Below are 17832 nucleotides of genomic sequence, written 5' to 3'. Positions count from 1 at the left end.
AGATTTTACGGGAGCCAGGTTTCGCTGCGACCAACTTCGCCAAGAAAACCATCAAAAGCATCACGTAATGCTGCAGCAAGTCGTAAAGGATCATGATGGGCTTCACCATCACCAGTACGAACCTGGCGCAAAAGTACACGCGCGCCTAGAGCATCGGCAGCCTCGGCAAGATCATCAATATCGTCAGTTGTTGTCGGATCAGCGATCACTACATCCAGTTTGAAACTGGGAGCGTATTGAGCGATCGCTCGGACGTGATCAGCGGTTGTCATTGATTCTGTTTCGCCGCGTTGACGTTCAAGGTTCAAAATGAGTGCGCGGTGAGCTTCGGTCGTCACAAGTGCACGATGAAGATCAGGAACCAGTAAGTGCGGAATTACCGAGGTGTACCAAGAACCAGGGCCGAGAACAACCCAATCCGCTTCAGAGATTGCATCGGTGACTGCCGCTGGAACTCTTGGTTCTTCTGGGCTGAGGTGTACTGCCTCAACATCACCCGGTGCAATTGCGACCTTAGATTGCCCTTTAACGGTGTAGTGCCGGCCGTTATCATTCATATCCGCTTCAATACTCAGCGGGTCTATCGACATCGGGAGAACACGCCCCTGCGCTCCCAAGAGACGGCCAACAAAATCGAGGCCTTCTACCGGGTCGTCAAGAAGCTGCCACAATCCAGCAATCACAATATTGCCGACTGCATGACCATCCATCGGACCACTGGTCTTTAAGCGCATCTGGAAGACATCTCGCCAGGTCAAACCCCACTCAGTTTCTTCGCATAAAGACGCTAAAGCCATGCGTAAATCGCCGGGGGGAAGAATCGGCATTTCTGCCCGAAGGCGGCCCGAAGACCCACCGTCATCAGCAACGGTGACCACGGCTGTGAGCTGACGCGTGATGTGTCGCAGTGCGCGAAGAGTAGCGGATAGCCCGTGTCCACCACCTAGAGCGACGACACGGTTATTCGATTCGCCGCGCTGCATCCACCCAGCAGCATCAACGTAGGTCATCGACTATTCCTTTCCCATATCGCGATGCATGATTCGCACATTGAAACCATGCTCGCGCAGCCTGCGGGCGATGAGCTCTGCGCTCGCCACTGAACGGTGCTTCCCGCCCGTACACCCAACTGCAATTGTTGTGTAACGCTTGAGTTCACCAATATACCCCTTCAGCATGGGTGCAAGAAGATCGGCGTAACCGACAACGAAGTCGCGGGCACCCGGCTGGGACAAGACGTAATCTGCAACGGGTTGGTCTTTACCCGTCAAATGACGCAATTCATCAACCCAGTAGGGGTTCTTTAAAAAGCGGACGTCAAGAACGTGGTCAGCATCCAAAGGGAGACCATGTTTGAAACCAAAGGATTCAACGGTGATTCGAAGCGGCACATCGCCAGCCTGAGCAATCACATCACGAATATGACGCGTTAGATCATGGACCGACATCCTGGACGTGTCAATGATCGTATCTGCGAAACGACGAAGAGGAGCAAGCGCGCGCTCTTCAGCTGTAATTCCATCAAGAAGAGTTCCATCTCCCTGAAGTGGGTGAGGGCGGCGATTTGATTCATAACGACGGACAAGAGTGTCCGTGGAGGCCTCAAGGAAGATGACACGATAAGCAACACCCAACTCTTTAAGCTGTTCAAGCGCGCGCGCAAAATCGGCGAAGAACTCACGCGAACGCACATCAACAACGACAGCCAGTCGATGGACTCCCCCACCATCGGGACTCATCATGCCGACCAGTGCTGGAAGCATTGCCGGTGGAAGATTGTCCACGACGTACCAATCAAGATCCTCAAGTGCACGCGCAGCACCGGTACGTCCTGCTCCTGAGCGCCCGGTAATGATCACGACCTCGTTGCCGCCCTCATCGGGAGTGTCGGGGGCAATCTGATCGAGAAGTGGGATGCCTCCGGGGACGGTTTCCTGCGAAGTGTCGGGTGGGATGGGAGTTTCGCTCATACCCCTATGGTGCCATTGATCAGCGAATCTTTCCCGGTTTTACCCCAGACAGTTTGGCGCTACGACGAAAGCGGAGAATCCGGATTGAGCGCCTGCCAAATAACGCTTCCCAAGGAGGGGCCAATCCCATTCACTTCTGCGATTTGTTCAGGTGTAGATTCACGAATTTTCTTGACAGAACCGAAGTGGCGTAAGAGCGCTTTCTGGCGTGAAGGACCAACTCCTGCAATTCCATCCAGTACCGAGCGCTGCTGATTCTTCGCACGCCGTTTCCTATGCGCTATGATGGCGAATCGATGGGATTCATCTCTTAGATACTGAAGCATATAGAGAGCTGCAGAGGTACGCGGGAAGATCAGTGGGAATTCCTCGCCGGGAATCCACACTTCTTCGAGCCTCTTTGCAAGGCCGATCAGGGGAATATCAATTCCCATTGAGTCCAAAGCATCGCGGGCAGCATTAACCTGAGGCAAACCACCGTCAACGACTACTAAATCTGGTCGATAGGAAAAGCGCCGTGGCCGTCCGTTAGCATCAACCGGACCGGATTCAAAGGCGATACCTTCCTCATCTTCACCGTCTTCGCCATTTTCTTCAGCGAGAAGCCTACGGAATCGGCGGCGAAGGACCTCGTCCATCGCCGATGTATCGTCAGGAGTCCCTTCACCATTTTCACCGTGAATATTGAAGTGGCGATACGCGTCCTTCCTTGGTACTCCATCTTCAAAGACAACCATTGAACCGACCTGAAGCTGGCCCTGAGTGTGCGAGATGTCGTAGCACTCGATGCGCAAAGGAGATGCGGGAAGATCAAGGTATTCAGCAAGCTCGTCCAGCGCCTGACCGCGTTGGGCAAGATCGCCACTTCGACGAGTCTTATGCAGAAGCAACGCCTGCTTGGCATTTTCTTTAACGGTCTCCAGAAGCTGAGCCTTCGGACCACGTTTGGGGACATGAATGTCAACCGCCGCTCCCCTTTTTTCTGAGAGCCACTCGGCGATTGTGCCCCTTTCAGTAGGCATCACACTCACCAAAATCTCACGCGGAACCGCACGAGTCGGCGTATGAATGACATCATCGACTGATACTGCCTGAGCCTGTTCAATGCGTCGTTTTCGCCCCTCTGGAACATCCGGTAGTTCGGAATAGATCTGTTCGAAGAGCCTGGCCATGAGTTCAGCTTCGCTGGCATCATCATCGCGTGAAACTACCCATCCTCGAGTGCCACGAATACGACCACCACGAACGTGGAAAACATGTACCGCGGCGTCAAGCTCATCGCTCACTAAGGCAAAAATATCGGCGTCAGTTCCATCGTTTAAAACCATCGTGTTGCGTTCAAGAACCGTCTCTAGTGCACGCAAATCATCACGTTTCTTTGCGGCTGTTTCAAAATCGAGCTCAGCACTTGCTTGCCGCATTTCCGACTCGACTTGACGCAGGATAGGGCTTGCCTTTCCTTCAAGAAAGTCGCACATCGACTGAGCTAAAGCGCGATGTTGCGCTTGAGAAGTACGACCAACGCACGGCGCCGAACACTTGTCAATGTACCCAAGGAGGCATGGACGTCCTTGAGCTTGAGCGCGGCGGAATACCCCGGCAGAACAGGTTCGAACGGGGAATACACGGATGAGGAGTTCAATGGTGTCGCGGATAGCCCAGACTTTCGTATACGGACCAAAGTAACGTGTGTCTTTCTTACGTGCTTCCCGGGTGACCTGAACGCGTGGAAAACGCTCCCCCATGCTCACAGCGAGATACGGATAGGATTTGTCATCCTTGAACATCACGTTGAAACGCGGATTGAATTCCTTGATCCACGTGAACTCAAGGGTGAGCGCTTCAATCTCGTTACGTACAACAGTCCACTGCACCGAGGCCGCGGTCGTCACCATTTTCTGGGTACGCGGATGAAGATTGGCAAGGTCTTGAAAGTAATTAGTCAGACGCGCTCGAAGGTTCTTAGCTTTTCCAACATAGATGACTACACCCTGTTCATCGCGAAACCTATAGACCCCTGGGTCTGTCGGGATCTCGCTTGTTTTCGGTCGATAAGTCGAAGGATCAGCCACGCACCTAGCCTAACCGCGCTATCAATGTGATGCTTGCTCTGCATGGCATTAGAAAACTTTTGGTCTGAGGTTTATCATTTCTTGAAGGTATCGCTGTGGAAAGGTTTGCCATGTTTACCCAGGCTCAAGAGGTTATCGACTTCATTGAAAAGGAAGAAATTGCGTACATCGACGTACGTTTCTGCGACCTTCCAGGAGTCCAACAGCACTTCACTATTCCCGCCAGCGAGCTTCAAGCTTCGGTCCTCAAAGATGGACTGATGTTCGACGGCTCGTCGGTTCGCGGCTTCACACAGATTCACGAATCAGACATGAAGCTGATTCCAGATATTACGTCAGCCTTCGTCGACCCTTTCCGCGCTAATAAGACACTCGTCATCATTTTTTCCATCGTCGACCCATTCACTGATGAGCCTTTCTCACGCGACCCTCGACAAGTTGCCGCGAAGGCCGAGGCCTACCTGCGCTCCACTGGCATCGCAGACACCTGTTACATCGGCGCAGAGGCAGAGTTTTTCGTCTTCAACGATGTGCGTTACCAAGTAAGCCCTCAATCGACCTTCTACGCACTTGACTCTGACGAGGCCTACTGGAACACAGGACGCACAGAGGAAGGTGGGAATCTGGGATATAAAGTCGCACCTAAGGGCGGTTATTTCCCCGTCTCCCCCAGCGATGACTTCACCGATCTTCGCGATGAGATGTCTAATCTCCTGACCGAGGTTGGACTGAAGCTTGAGCGTGCACATCACGAGGTCGGCTCGGGCGGCCAGCAGGAGATCAACTACCGCTTCGATACCTTAACAACTGCCGCAGACGACATGATGAAGTTTAAGTACGTCATTAAGAACGCTGCGCGTGCTGCGGGGCTGTCGGCGACCTTCATGCCCAAGCCGCTATTTGGTGATAACGGTTCTGGAATGCACACGCACCTTTCCCTATGGAAAGACGGCGAGCCTCTCTTCTATGACGAACGAGGCTACGGTTCTCTTTCCGATACCGCCCGCTGGTTCATTGGTGGGCTTTTGGAGCACGCGCCTGCATTGCTTGCCTTCACAAACCCTTCGGTCAATTCCTTCCGCCGGCTTGTACCCGGCTTTGAGGCGCCGATTAACCTGGTCTATTCGGCACGTAACCGCAGCGCCTGTATTCGCATTCCCGTAACTGGTACTTCGCCTGCCGCGAAACGGGTCGAATACCGCGTTCCTGATCCCAGCGCGAACCCCTACTTATCTTTCTCTGCCTGTCTCATGGCGGGTATCGACGGGATCAAACGCCGTATCGAACCAGCCGCACCCATTGATAAGGACCTCTACGAACTTCCGAGCGCTGACTACGACTCCATTGCGAAGCTTCCCTCCAGTTTGGAAGCGGCTCTTGAGGCACTTCGTCATGACTATGAATTCCTCACCGAGGGAGACGTCTTTACTGAAGACCTGATCGAAACCTGGATTAACTATAAAGAAACGGTGGAGATTGCCCCAATGCGCGCCTACCCGCATCCTTACGAATTTCAGCTGTATTACGATCTGTGAGCTAGATAGCCGCCATTAGACGCTATATTCATAGTGTCTGCTCGTGTAACTGCAGGTCCGAAACGGAGACATCATGAAACGCATGCGTGACGGTTCGTATACGATCAAGCCGAAATTCAAGCTCTCTTCGCACGAGCTGCTCCCCGACCTGCTCGCTGCACGAGCCTCTGCCCATCCGGATCAGGTCGTCATCGAGACACGTTCCTCCGTTGGTGCAACCCGTAATATCACTGCTACAGAACTTCAACGTCAGGTTGAGTACATCTCCTGTGGACTTGTCGGCCTTGGTATTGAAGCGGGAGACTCGGTCGCGATTCTCGCTTCCACATCCATGGAATGGCTACTGCTAGACCTTTCTCTTCTCTCGATTGGTGCTGTTACGGTCCCAATCTATGAGTCTGATTCGGCCGCACAGATCCACCACATCCTCGAAGATGCCCATGTCGTTCAAGTGTTTACTGCGACGACACAACAGGCAGAACTAGTTCGAAGTGTCGCCCCCACTTTCACACGTTCCATCGACAGTTTCGATCAGGGAGCATTGCGAACCATCGCTCGCGCTGCCAAACATGTGTCGATAGACGACGTTAAAACTCGCCGTTCGTCACTGGACTCTTCATCGATCGCAACAATTATCTATACCTCCGGAACTACCGGAGTTCCCAAGGGAGTTGTTCTCACCCACGCAAACTTCCTGGCGACGATTGCGGGCGCACGTCAGGTTGTTGGCGATATCATTGACTCTCCTGATACACGTCTGCTCCTCTTCCTTCCGGTCGCACATGTTCTTGCACGCCTCGTGATGCACCTCGTGCTTTCTGGAGCGGGTGTCCTTGGATTCTCGCCAAATATTAAGAATCTCCTCCCCGACATTCAGGCTTTCAAGCCCTCTGTTCTGCTTGTTGTACCGCGTGTGCTCGAAAAGGTCTACAACGCCGCTTCCGCGAAAGCCGGGGGCGGAATCAAAGGCAAGATGTTCGCATGGAGCGCCAAGCAGGCGCGCACATATGCACTTGCGCAAGAACGTACTTTCGGGCCTTCCCTACTGAAGAAGGCACGCCACGGCATTGCCGATGCACTTGTTCTAAAGAAAATCCGTTCCATTCTTGGCCCGAATCTTCGCTACATCGTTTCCGGTGGGGCTCCTTTAGCCACCGACCTTGCCCAGTTCTACGCGGGCATGGGTATCACACTTCTCCAGGGGTACGGTCTCTCCGAGACAACCGGACCGATTGCTGTTCAGCATGTTGGAAAGAACCCCGTAGGCACTGTGGGCCTGCCGCTTCCGGGAAACTTCATCAAGATCGCAAAAGACGGAGAAATCCTCGTCAAAGGCCTTTCAGTCATGCCCGGCTACTACCACTTGCCTGAGCAAACTCACCAGGTTATGCCCGATGGCGAGTGGTTCCATACCGGTGATTTAGGGTCTATCTCAAAGAGCGGCCAGCTTTCAATTACCGGACGAAAGAAAGAACTCATCGTCACCGCAGGTGGCAAAAATGTCTCTCCTGAGGTTTTGGAAGATTCACTGGCAACTCACCCCTTAATTGCAAACGTCATTGTTGTTGGCGACCAGCGGCCATTTATCGGTGCGCTCTTTACCCTTGACACTGAGATGCTTCCAGATTGGCTGCGTAAGCACGGACTTCCCCGTTGCTCGCCACTCGAGGCCGCCCAGCTTCCCGAAGTACAAGCTTCACTCCAACGCGCAGTAGACCGCGCCAACAAGGCAGTCTCTCGCGCGGAGTCCATTCGCAAATTCCGAATCATTGATGCGAGCTTCACTGTCGAAAACGGCTACGTGACTCCCTCGATGAAGCTTCGTCGTGGAAAAGTACTGCATGATTTCGCAGATGAAGTCGACGAACTTTACGGTGGTCCAGTTGAATCTGCCCCGGCAAAGCGCCGGCGCTTCTTCCGACGTGCGCGATAGACGCTGAACTCAATTCAACCGAAAGGGATACTCATGACAGTACGCAGGCTTGCTGATGGCTCTTGGGAAGCGATTGCAACTCGCGAGGCGAGCCCCGAGATGAATCTGCCATCGATGCTGCGCCTGCGAGCTCAAGAGCATCCTGGGCAGGTCGCAATCGAGCGTCGCTCACCTGTAGGCACTTGGCGACCGGTTACCATCGATCAATTCCTTTCGGATGTTGATTCGATTGCTCGAGGCCTCATCGCCCTGGGGCTCGAAGCAGGTGAGCACCTTGCGATTTTGGCGCCCACATCGTACGAGTGGGCTCTCATTGACGTTGCCGCTCTGTCCTGCGGTGCGTTCACCGTCCCGATCTACGAAACTGATTCTGCCGTCCAAATTGAGCACATCCTCAAGGACGCAGATATCCGCATTGTCATTACCGCGACGACTCAGCAGGCCGAACTTGTTCAGTCCGTCAAGACAGATTCGGTTCGTCATCTCCTCTCGCTTGATAAGGGAGCTCAGCGAGAGCTTGCCCAAGCCGGACTCGACGTTCCAATCGAAGAAGTGCGCCTGCGGACCGAGGCCGTCAACCTTGAGGATGAAGCCACTATTATTTACACCTCCGGAACCACAGGGGTCCCCAAAGGCGTTGTACTCACACATGGGAACTTCATCAGCCCCATGCTTCAGGCCTACGATTTTCTTCCCCTTCTCATCAATGACCCGCGCTCTCGTTCGCTGCTATTTTTGCCCGTGGCTCACGTACTTGCACGCTTTGTCATGTACTGCTTGCTCTCGGGACAGGGAGTTGTCGCCTTTTCGCCAGATACACGCAACCTGGTTGATGATATTGCGACCTTCAAGCCCTCAATGCTTCTGGTTGTCCCACGCGTCTTGGAGAAGGTCTATAACGCGGCATCAGCCAAGGCCGGCGGCGGTTTCAAGGGGCGAATGTTTTCCTGGGCAGCAAAGCAAGCACGCGCCCTTTCGGAATCGCGCGCCTATGTGGATACTCCTCTTCCCGAGTCTTTAGTTGCTGGTCCCCTACCAGACACCACGCCCGTGCCCGATGCCTCGGCAATTCCATCTCCCGGTCCCTCCGCGCTATTAAAGATTCGCGGCCGTGTTGCTGACGCATTGGTTCTGTCGAAGGTCAAGGCAATTCTTGGACCAAACCTTCATACGATCATTTCTGGAGGCGCTCCCCTCGCCCTCGACCTTGCAAACTTCTACCGAGGCCTCGGACTGACCCTGCTCCAGGGATACGGACTCTCCGAGACCACCGGTCCCATCAGCGTCGAAATCCCCCAGGATTTCCCGCCGGATAGTGTTGGTTTCGTATGGCCCGGTAACCAGGCGAAACTGGCCAGCGATGGGGAACTTTTAGTCCGCGGAATTTCTGTTTCCCGCGGTTACCATAACCTTCCCGAGGCCACTGCCGAGGCCTTTGTCGATGGCTGGTTTAAGACCGGGGATCTTGCCTCGATTGATGACCGAGGCCACATCCGTATTACTGGGCGCAAAAAGGAGCTCATTGTCACCGCAGGTGGGAAGAATGTCTCTCCTGAAATTTTGGAAGATGCCCTCTCAACCCATCCGTTGATTGCAAATATCATTGTTGTCGGTGACAATCGCCCATATATCGGGGCGCTGATTTCGCTCGACACGGAAATGCTTCCAGAATGGCTGCGCGCCCACGGACAACCTGTCGTCGATGCGGCTCAGGCTGCAGAGCTACCCGCAGTGCGTGAGTCTCTAGAACGGGCAATTGCGCGGGCAAATAAGCAAGTTTCACGGGCCGAATCAATCCGTCGCTACCGCATTGTGAACGCGGCCTTTACTGTTGAGAACGGGTATATGACACCATCATTAAAACTCAAGAGGCGCCGGGTTCTTGCTGATTTTGCGGATGAGGTTGAAGCGCTTTATGAATCGGGAACAACTCCCGAAGCACAGTAACCTCTGTCAAGATCACAGCGTTTGACTTTCTCAGGCAAAAGCACTGCTTTTCAATGTTGTGTGGGCTCCCCTTTCAGGAAGCCCACACAACTCTTTTCAGCTCAGCTTTTCAGCTCACATCAATTGCGCTGCTACTTTGATTACGCTCCAGGCTGCTGAGAGGCCTCGAAAATCTCCGCAAGGAACTGACCTGTGAATGATTCATGGACCTTGGCGACTTCTTCGGGGGTTCCTTCTGCAACGACAGTGCCGCCACCACTGCCCCCCTCAGGCCCCATGTCGATGACCCAGTCGGCACTCTTGATGACGTCAAGATTGTGCTCGATGACGATCACTGTATTGCCCTTATCGACCAGGCTCTGGAGAACGAGCAGGAGTTTGCGTATATCTTCAGTGTGCAGACCAGTAGTTGGCTCGTCTAGGACATACACCGTCCGCCCCGTCGACCGGCGTTGCAGCTCCGATGCGAGCTTGACGCGCTGCGCTTCCCCACCAGATAGAGTTGTCGCAGCTTGACCAAGTCGTACGTAGCCCAAACCAACTTCAACCAAGGTGTTCAGGTGACGGGCAATCCGCGAGATTGGAGCAAAGAACTCAGCGGCCTCGGCAATAGGCATATTGAGGACATCTGCGACGCTCTTACCTTTGTAGAGAATCTCCAAAGTCTCACGGTTGTACCGTGCACCATGGCAAACCTCGCAGGGGACGTAAACATCGGGAAGGAAGTTCATCTCAATCTTGAGGGTTCCATCTCCCTTACAGGACTCGCAGCGTCCCCCCTTCACGTTGAAGGAGAAACGCCCGGGACCATAACCGCGAAGCTTTGCCTCAGGGACTTCAGCAAAGAGCTTACGAATTTGATCCCAGACTCCCGTGTAGGTGGCCGGATTTGACCGCGGTGTGCGACCGATAGGCGATTGGTCGACATGCACGACCTTATCAAGGCCATCAGTTCCTACAACAGAACGATGGCGTCCGGGCACAAGACGTGCTCCGTTCAAACGGCTAGCCAAGGATCGATAAAGAATTTGATTGACCAGGGTAGATTTACCCGAGCCCGATACGCCTGTCACCGCTGTGAAAGTCGAAAGAGGGAAGGACACCGTAACGTCTTTGAGATTGTTTTCGCGCGCGCCCTTCACCGTAATCTGGCGCTTGGGATCACGCTCCCGACGAGACTGAGGGATAACAATCGAACGCTTTCCACTGAGATATTGACCGGTCAAAGAGCGTTTATTCTCTTTAAGTTCCTCAAGAGTTCCACTGTGAACGATCCAGCCACCGTTTTCACCGGCTCCCGGGCCCACATCAACGATCCAGTCAGCAGACTCGATCGTCTCTTCATCATGTTCGACAACGATCAGGGTATTTCCGAGGTCACGTAGGTGTTCCAAGGTCGCGATGAGCTTGCGGTTATCACGTTGGTGAAGACCAATCGAAGGTTCATCGAGGACATACAACACTCCGACAAGGCCGGAACCGATTTGGGTTGCCAAACGAATTCGTTGAGCCTCTCCTCCAGAAAGAGTTGCAGCTCCGCGGGAGAGCGTGAGATAAGACAGGCCAACATCGACCAGGAAGTTCAATCGCGCTTGAATTTCTGCAAGAATCGGGGCGGCGATGACAGAAAAACGTTCTTCCAAAGTAACACTGTCGAGGAAGTCTTTTGCATCGCTAATCGACAAATCCGAAAGCTGTGCGATTGAGAGATCACCGATAGTAACTGCTAAGACCTCGGGACGTAATCTGGCTCCTTGACACGCGCTACAGGGGACTTCACGCATGTACGAATCCATACGATCAACGACCAGCTGTGATTCAGTCTCTTCTTTTTTACGCTGGATATAGGTGAGCGCGCCCTCGAAACCCGTCGTATACGAACGTTCCCGCCCCCAACGGTTACGGAATTTAACCTTTACTTCGTAGTTTCGACCGTTGAGGATTGCATCCTTAACCTTCTTGGGAAGATCTTTCCACGGTGTGTCCATGGAAAAACCGAGCTCTTTTGCCAAGGCTTCCAGAAGGTGTCGGTGATACTTGAAATTCGAGTTCCAAACAATGACGGCGCCTTGGTTGAGCGAGAGTTCCTCATCCGGCACGACAAGTTCAGGATCAACTTCAAGTTTCGAGCCCAAGCCCGAACACTCGGGGCACGCACCGTAGGGCGCGTTAAAGGAGAAAGTCCGCGGTTCGATTTCATCCAATGTCAAGGGATGGTCATTGGGGCACGAACGCTTTTCAGAGTATTTGCGTCGACGATCAGGATCTAACTCATCCAAATCAATGCAGTCAATGATCACCAAGCCGTCCGAAAGACGAAGTGCTGTTTCAACGGAGTCAGTCAATCGCTGACGGACACCCTCACGCACGACAAGACGGTCAACAACGACTTCAATCGTGTGCTTGAGCTTCTTCTCTAGCGGAGGGACATCTTCAAGTCGAAGTAATTGACCATCGACGATTGCTCGCACATAGCCAGAGGCCTTGAGTTCCTCGAGAAGGTCCTGATATTCCCCCTTGCGACCCCGAACAACAGGCGAAACGACCTGGAAGCGGGTTCCTTCAGGAAGCGAGCGAACACGGTCAACAATCTGCTGGGGAGTCTGAGCTTGGATACGGGCTCCACACACTGGACAGTGGGCTACCCCAGCACGCGCAAATAATAGACGCAAGTAGTCATGGATCTCGGTAATCGTGCCGACTGTCGAACGCGGATTACGCGAAGTAGATTTCTGGTCGATTGACACTGCTGGAGAGAGCCCCTCGATGAAATCAACATCAGGCTTATCCATCTGTCCTAAAAACTGACGCGCATATGAGGACAGCGATTCAACGTATCGTCTCTGGCCTTCTGCAAAAATCGTGTCAAAGGCAAGAGAGGACTTACCCGATCCCGATAAACCGGTGAAAACAATCATCGAGCCACGGGGAAGATCAAGGTCAACACCCTTGAGATTATGCTCGCGGGCACCACGGACAATTAACTGATCATGCACTCCACTAGTTTACGTGTTGACGCATTGCTTTGGTCGAACATGTGTTCTTTTATGCTTTGCTTCACGTTTAGTCTATGGAATGGCCCTCGGACTCTGCTTCGCGAAGCTTACCCATGTAGAGCACCCGCGAGAATGCCTCGATCACGAGGCCGGCAGCAAGTCCTGATCCGATAACCGCCAGCCACAACGGGGCCGAGGGCCATTGGAAGGCAAAGAAGGCTCGAGCAAAGGGAAGGAGAACACCTAAAACTCCCGCTACAGCCATAGCGCAGATCAAAACTATGCGCCACGGTACCAGCGGTCGTGCTGTGATCGACAAAAGCCACAGTCCCGCAATCAGAACCGTCATTGCGGCCGCGGTAGAACCGAGTACCGTGCCGTTGCCGACTGAAGAATAGACAGCAAGAGCCGCAACCCCCAGAACGATGCCACTGGGAATTGCCAGCGACAAAGTTCGAGACAGAAAACCCGGGACATAACGACGATTGTTGGGCCCTAAGGCAATGAAAAACGCAGGAACACCAATAGTCAGAGTGTCGACATACGTAAAATGCCGCGGCAAGAAAGGATACCGCCAGGCAAAAATTGCACTGAGAATGACAAAAAGTGTCGCGTAGGTCGTCTTAGCCAAGAAAAGCGACGACACGCGTTCCATATTGGCCATGATGCGACGCCCCTCGGCCAAAACACTGGGGAGCACCGAAAACTTTTGATCAACCAAAACCAACTGTGAAACGGCCTTGGTTGCTGCTGCGCCATTCCCCATCGCGATACCCAAATCAGCATCTTTGAGTGCGAGCGCGTCATTGACACCATCGCCCGTCATGGCAACACAGTGCTTCTGCGTTTGCAGAGCCTTAACCAACGCACGTTTCTGTTCGGGGGTAACACGTCCGAAAACATCTGTCGCCTCAACGATAGAGAGGAATTCAGCAGACGTTGGATCCTGAGGGAGATTCCGGGCGTCAAATGCGTGAGGAGCGTCGCCATTAGGTGAACGCAGTCCGACCTGTGCGGCTAGTGCGGCAACCGTAGTCGGACTATCACCCGAAATAATGCGTACACGCACACCTTGGCGGCGGAAGTAAGCGAGGGTTTCGGTAGCATCATCGCGCAAGTCTTCTTCCAAAACCAGGAGGGCGAGGGCGGATGGATTCGTCGGAAGGGTATGGTCTTCAATGGCCTCGTCATAGCGAACCACGACTAATACTCTCAAGCCCTCACTCGCATGCGAGCGAATATCAGCTCGAAGACTTGCGAGGTTCTCAACGTCGTCAATAAGCATCTCAGGGGCACCCATGACGATTGATGCACTATCTGTGACCCACGCCGCCCATTTGCGTTCAGAGGAGAAGGGAATAGTTCGGCACGGTCCAGTATCTTCCTGCGGAAGCTCTCCCCTATTGAGCAAATAGTCTTTGATCGCTCTTGCGGTTGCATTTGTTTCATCATCGTTGAGCGCCCACAGTGCACGGAACAGCTCATCTTCTCGCTGTCGATCGAGGATCTCCAAGGAACGCAATCGAATTCCACCGGTTGTGAGCGTGCCGGTTTTATCCAGACACAGTGCGTCAACGCGAGCCAGCACTTCAACTGCCGGAAGCTCCTGAACAAGAGCGCCTTTCCGCGCCAACGTCGCTGAACCGATCGCAAAGTTCATGGAAGTAAGAAGCACCAGTCCCTGTGGAATCATTCCGACAACGCTTGCAACAGCAAGAACCAATGCGTGTTGCCACGCGTAAGGGGTAGCTTCTCCTGCGATTCGCGTTTGCGACCAGAGTGTCAAAAGGATAATTGGAGGCAGGGCAATCGAGATAACGCGCAGAATCTTATTAATACCCTGTTGGATCTCAGAAGTGGCAAGAGAGAAAGTCCGCGCATGACGTGCAATCCCCTGCGCGTACAGATCCGAACCGACTGCTTGCACATGCATCACGCCAGAACCTGAAACGACGGATGTTCCGGCAAGAACACGATCACCGACCTGCTTAAGAACCGGGCGAGATTCACCAGTGAGCATCGATTCGTCAATTTCCAAACCGGAAACTTCTACGACCTCGCCGTCAGCCGCAATTTGATCGCCGAGTGAAAGCTCGACAATATCGTCGAGAACAATGCGTTGAACATCAATCTGCTCGGTGTGCCCATCGCGTCGGACCTTCGCCCGAGGGGCGTCGACGATTGCAAGATCGTCCAGTGTTTTCTTCGCACGAAGTTCGGAGAAAATTCCAATAACCGCGTTAATGATCATAATCGCACCGAAAACGGCATCCTGCCAGGATCCGAAGATGATCACAATGACCATTGCGATACTCAAGATCGCATTAAATAGTGTCAAGACATTTGCGCGGATTATCGATGCCAACGATCGCGACGAAGGGAGCTTAGTGATGTTCAGCTTGCCTGCTTTTTCGCGGGTCTTTACTTCGGCTCCAGTAAGTCCCTGAGTAAGGTTAGGAGCTTGTGCAGTAGAGGTCATCGGCCGTTACTCCTCGAGGAATCGCGCTTTGAATAAATGAGCGAGGCTAGAACTGTCATGATGAGTGTCCCTGCAATGACAGCAAGTGAGACCGGGATTCCAATTTCCGGAATTCCATGAATGGGCGCTCCCCCGTTAAGGAAGGGCAAGGAGCTTTCGTGGAGCGCATGAAGAATGAGCTTCACCCCGATGAAGCCCAAGATCACTGCAAGTCCGTAGTTGAGGAAAACGAGTTTTTCGAGAAGGCCATCGATTAGGAAGAAGAGTTGTCGTAGTCCGAGCAATGCAAAAGCATTGCACGCAAAGACCAAATACTCCTCTTGAGTAAGTCCAAGGATCGCAGGAATGGAGTCGAGCGCAAACATAAGATCCGCGGATCCAAGCGCCAGAACGACAAGGAACAAGGGGGTGATCGATGTGTGGCGGTTATGGCGGTAGAAGAAACGGTCTCCAATGTATCCATCGGTCACGGGAAGAATGCGCCGGACAAACCGGACAAACGCATTCTCTTGAATTTCCTCAACTTCTTCCTCTTCATCAGATGCGCCTTCGCGCGCCTGCGAATATGCCGTCCACAGTAGCCACGCGCCGAAGAAGAAGAACATCCAGGTAAAACGGTTGACTAAGGTAACACCGACGATGATGAAAAATGCTCTAAATATCAGGGCAAGGATGATTCCTGCAAGAAGTGCTTTCTGCTGAAACTCCCTTGGCACTTTGAAGGACGCCATGATGATGACGAAGACAAAAAGGTTATCCAGCGAAAGTGACCACTCCATCATGTAGCCGCTATAGAACTGGATCGCGTAGCTTGCTCCGTAGATCGCCCAAATCGCCAGGCCAAACAGCACTGCAAGAGCAACGTAACCCAGTGTCCACGCTGTTGCTTCTTTCATAGAAGGGGCATGAGGCTTACGCACGTGTCCAATGATGTCAGTGGAAATTAGGGCGATAACAGCGACGGCCAAGCCGATCCAGCCGAGGATATGTACGTCCACGAATGACCTTTCAGGCAGAGACTTGAGGTCTCTTCCCACCCAAAATTGGGCAGCAACACCGGGTATCTGGGAGATACCGCGTTGACGATGGTGCTCTTTTTGGGATTACTCCCCTCGCGACTAGCGTAACAAACGATTCCTCTCACATTCTCTGTCAGATCACAACTCGTTAAGAGCTTCACACGCAAGTGCTTTAAACTCAACAGAGTGAGTGTTCAAAATCGTGCAGCCCAAGTGTCCCGACTGCGTCGTCTGAAGGAGACCCTTTTCGGGTCGACCCAGGCACCTTTTGAACTGTCAGTCGTCCAATCCTGTGCTTTCGATACAACAAATCTCGCGCATACTGCCGGTGTTTCCAGACTTGCCGAATTGGGACGTCGCGAGGTTCGCGAACTCACACCACAGATATTGTCGTCAACCGATGATTTTTACTCTGAAGTACGTGATGCTTTAGAGCACCGGGCTTTGATCTGGTTGATTGGCCCTATTGACACTGAGCGGCTGAAAGAACTCGCAGGTCCATTGTTCGGCCTGTTCGTGAACGTCGGTGCAGAACACTCCCAGACGCAGACTGTCTTCGGGCTACGGGTCAGCGACGTTGTTCATCAGCTACTTCCCGATGCAAGCTTCAGGGCGGCATTAGAAGGAATGAATGCAACACGAACTCCGCACGGCCTCGCCCATAAAATTGAGGCAGCGGGGGTAAAGGTTTTCAAACGTTCCCTGATCACGCGAGTTCTCAAAGACCCACGTTTCTGGGTTTACGCGGTGGTCTTCGTGTACTCATCACTTCGAGCACTTCCAGTCGTCTTTGTCCCACAATTCCACGGCTCTGTGTTGGTCTTGTGGGCAATCGACGTACTGACCGCAATCCCGTATACCTGGGGAATTCTCGCGATGCTGACGGCGTCGAGACCATTGGAACGTTACACCGGGGCAATTGTCGCATTAGCAACGTTCATGGCGCCCTACGTATATTTCTGGGTACACGGACGCGGATACCCCGGCTCAGTCATCATCATCGTAGGCCTGATGATTGCGGCCTCTCTTGCTACTGAGGTTTGGCGCGGGATTCAGAACACGCGTCTTGTCAAGCGTTACTCCGCGTCACGAAATTCTTGAGGAATTCCCTGAATCGAACGCACAGCGCTCACAACAAGAATCCAGATCCCCGCAACCCACCAAATACCTGTAAGGATAAACGGGCGCAGGGGTGCATATGCGACAAGTATGGCCGTTGCTGCAACCCATACCAGTGCTGCGACGATGTTAAGAATACGCAAACGACCGACCCTGAAGGGGTGGACAAAAGCAATCGGAGCAACCGTAAGGATTGCCAAAATTACGGTCGCAATAAAGTTAAAAAGAGCTCCGGTTTGGAAAATCCACATAATGGCTGCAACCACGTTCCATGCCGCCGGAAAACCCATAAAGTAGTGATCTGGTGTCTTCAAGGAAACATTGCAGTAACAGAATATTGAGGAGAGACAGACAATTAAAGCGGCTGCGATGCCTAGCCCGCGGGATCCGAACGGCAGATAGAAGACCATAAACAGTGCCGGAATAAAGGTCCAGGTCAGGTAATCGACAATATTGTCCAAGGTCGCTCCGTCAAAACCGGGAGCGTATTCAGTGACGCGAACAGCGCGCGCGAAACTGCCGTCAACTGCATCAACAAGAAGCGCGATTCCCAGCCACATCCACATCTGGCGAATATGTCCCTCGTACAGAGCAATTGTCGCCAAAGACGCCCACAGCACACCGGTTAGTGTGAAGAGGTGAGCAGACCAAGCAAGGGCGCGTTTGGAAAAAGGAACGGGACGCGCTTGCGTATGCGCCATCGTAGACACAGTCGACTCCCAGCATTGAGAACTTAGAACAGCACTATCTTAGTGCCTTTAC

11 protein-coding genes are annotated in these 17832 nt (G+C 53.1%); 4 read left to right on the top strand and 7 right to left on the bottom strand.

Going from position 1 to position 17832, the window contains the following annotated elements:
* Positions 1-5: 5 nt before the first annotated feature.
* From yvcK to uvrC, 3 genes are read right to left on the bottom strand one after another with little or no spacing between them, the layout of a single operon-like run.
* On the bottom strand, positions 6-1010 hold the full coding sequence (yvcK, locus tag KHW85_RS06295) for a uridine diphosphate-N-acetylglucosamine-binding protein YvcK (RefSeq protein WP_291459220.1): 1005 nt from the start codon (positions 1008-1010) through the stop codon (positions 6-8).
* Between the two features lie 3 nt (positions 1011-1013).
* Positions 1014-1970: an RNase adapter RapZ gene (rapZ, locus tag KHW85_RS06290; protein ID WP_156335534.1), complete on the bottom strand. Its 957-nt coding sequence runs from the start codon at positions 1968-1970 to the stop codon at positions 1014-1016.
* A gap of 59 nt (positions 1971-2029) precedes the next feature.
* On the bottom strand, positions 2030-4042 hold the full coding sequence (gene uvrC / locus KHW85_RS06285) for an excinuclease ABC subunit UvrC (RefSeq protein WP_291459219.1): 2013 nt from the start codon (positions 4040-4042) through the stop codon (positions 2030-2032).
* 110 nt (positions 4043-4152) lie between these two features.
* On the opposite strand from uvrC, the gene glnA reads away from it, so the two are divergent.
* From glnA to KHW85_RS06270, 3 genes are all read left to right on the top strand, one after another.
* A complete protein-coding gene (gene glnA / locus KHW85_RS06280; protein ID WP_291459234.1) occupies positions 4153-5577 on the top strand; it encodes a type I glutamate--ammonia ligase in 1425 nt (474 codons plus the stop codon).
* Positions 5578-5650: 73 nt separating this feature from the next.
* Positions 5651-7510 (top strand): AMP-dependent synthetase/ligase, encoded by a 1860-nt coding sequence (locus KHW85_RS06275; protein WP_178707192.1) that lies wholly within the window; start codon positions 5651-5653, stop codon positions 7508-7510.
* Positions 7511-7543: 33 nt separating this feature from the next.
* Positions 7544-9457, top strand: a complete 1914-nt coding sequence (locus KHW85_RS06270) for a long-chain fatty acid--CoA ligase (protein ID WP_291459218.1) — start codon at positions 7544-7546, stop codon at positions 9455-9457.
* A gap of 140 nt (positions 9458-9597) precedes the next feature.
* Here the strand turns inward: KHW85_RS06270 and uvrA are convergent, their stop codons facing one another.
* The 3 genes from uvrA to KHW85_RS06255 all read right to left on the bottom strand — a co-directional run bounded on the left by uvrA (position 9598) and on the right by KHW85_RS06255 (position 15930).
* Positions 9598-12453 (bottom strand): excinuclease ABC subunit UvrA, encoded by a 2856-nt coding sequence (gene uvrA, locus KHW85_RS06265; protein ID WP_291459217.1) that lies wholly within the window; start codon positions 12451-12453, stop codon positions 9598-9600.
* A gap of 67 nt (positions 12454-12520) precedes the next feature.
* Positions 12521-14932, bottom strand: coding sequence for an HAD-IC family P-type ATPase (locus KHW85_RS06260; RefSeq protein WP_291459216.1), 2412 nt, complete (start codon positions 14930-14932; stop codon positions 12521-12523).
* The gene (locus KHW85_RS06255) at positions 14929-15930 is read right to left on the bottom strand and encodes a TerC/Alx family metal homeostasis membrane protein (protein ID WP_291459215.1); all 1002 of its coding nucleotides are present in this window, start codon (positions 15928-15930) and stop codon (positions 14929-14931) included. Before KHW85_RS06255 ends, KHW85_RS06260 begins: the two co-directional genes overlap by 4 nt.
* Positions 15931-16137: 207 nt before the next feature.
* Here KHW85_RS06255 and KHW85_RS06250 point away from each other — a divergent pair, with 207 nt between their 5' ends.
* Positions 16138-17052 (top strand): hypothetical protein, encoded by a 915-nt coding sequence (locus tag KHW85_RS06250; protein WP_291459214.1) that lies wholly within the window; start codon positions 16138-16140, stop codon positions 17050-17052.
* On the opposite strand, the gene KHW85_RS06245 is transcribed toward KHW85_RS06250, so the two are convergent.
* Positions 17028-17771 (bottom strand): phosphatidylcholine synthase, encoded by a 744-nt coding sequence (locus KHW85_RS06245; RefSeq protein WP_291459233.1) that lies wholly within the window; start codon positions 17769-17771, stop codon positions 17028-17030. The genes KHW85_RS06250 and KHW85_RS06245 overlap by 25 nt on opposite strands.
* Between the last annotated feature and the right edge of the window lie 61 nt (positions 17772-17832).

Source organism: Actinomyces sp. oral taxon 181, from assembly GCF_018370895.1.
In the GTDB taxonomy this organism is placed as follows: domain Bacteria; phylum Actinomycetota; class Actinomycetes; order Actinomycetales; family Actinomycetaceae; genus Pauljensenia.
The sequence above is the reverse complement of the archived record's forward strand: the minus strand, read 5'-3'. Positions and strand labels throughout refer to the sequence as shown.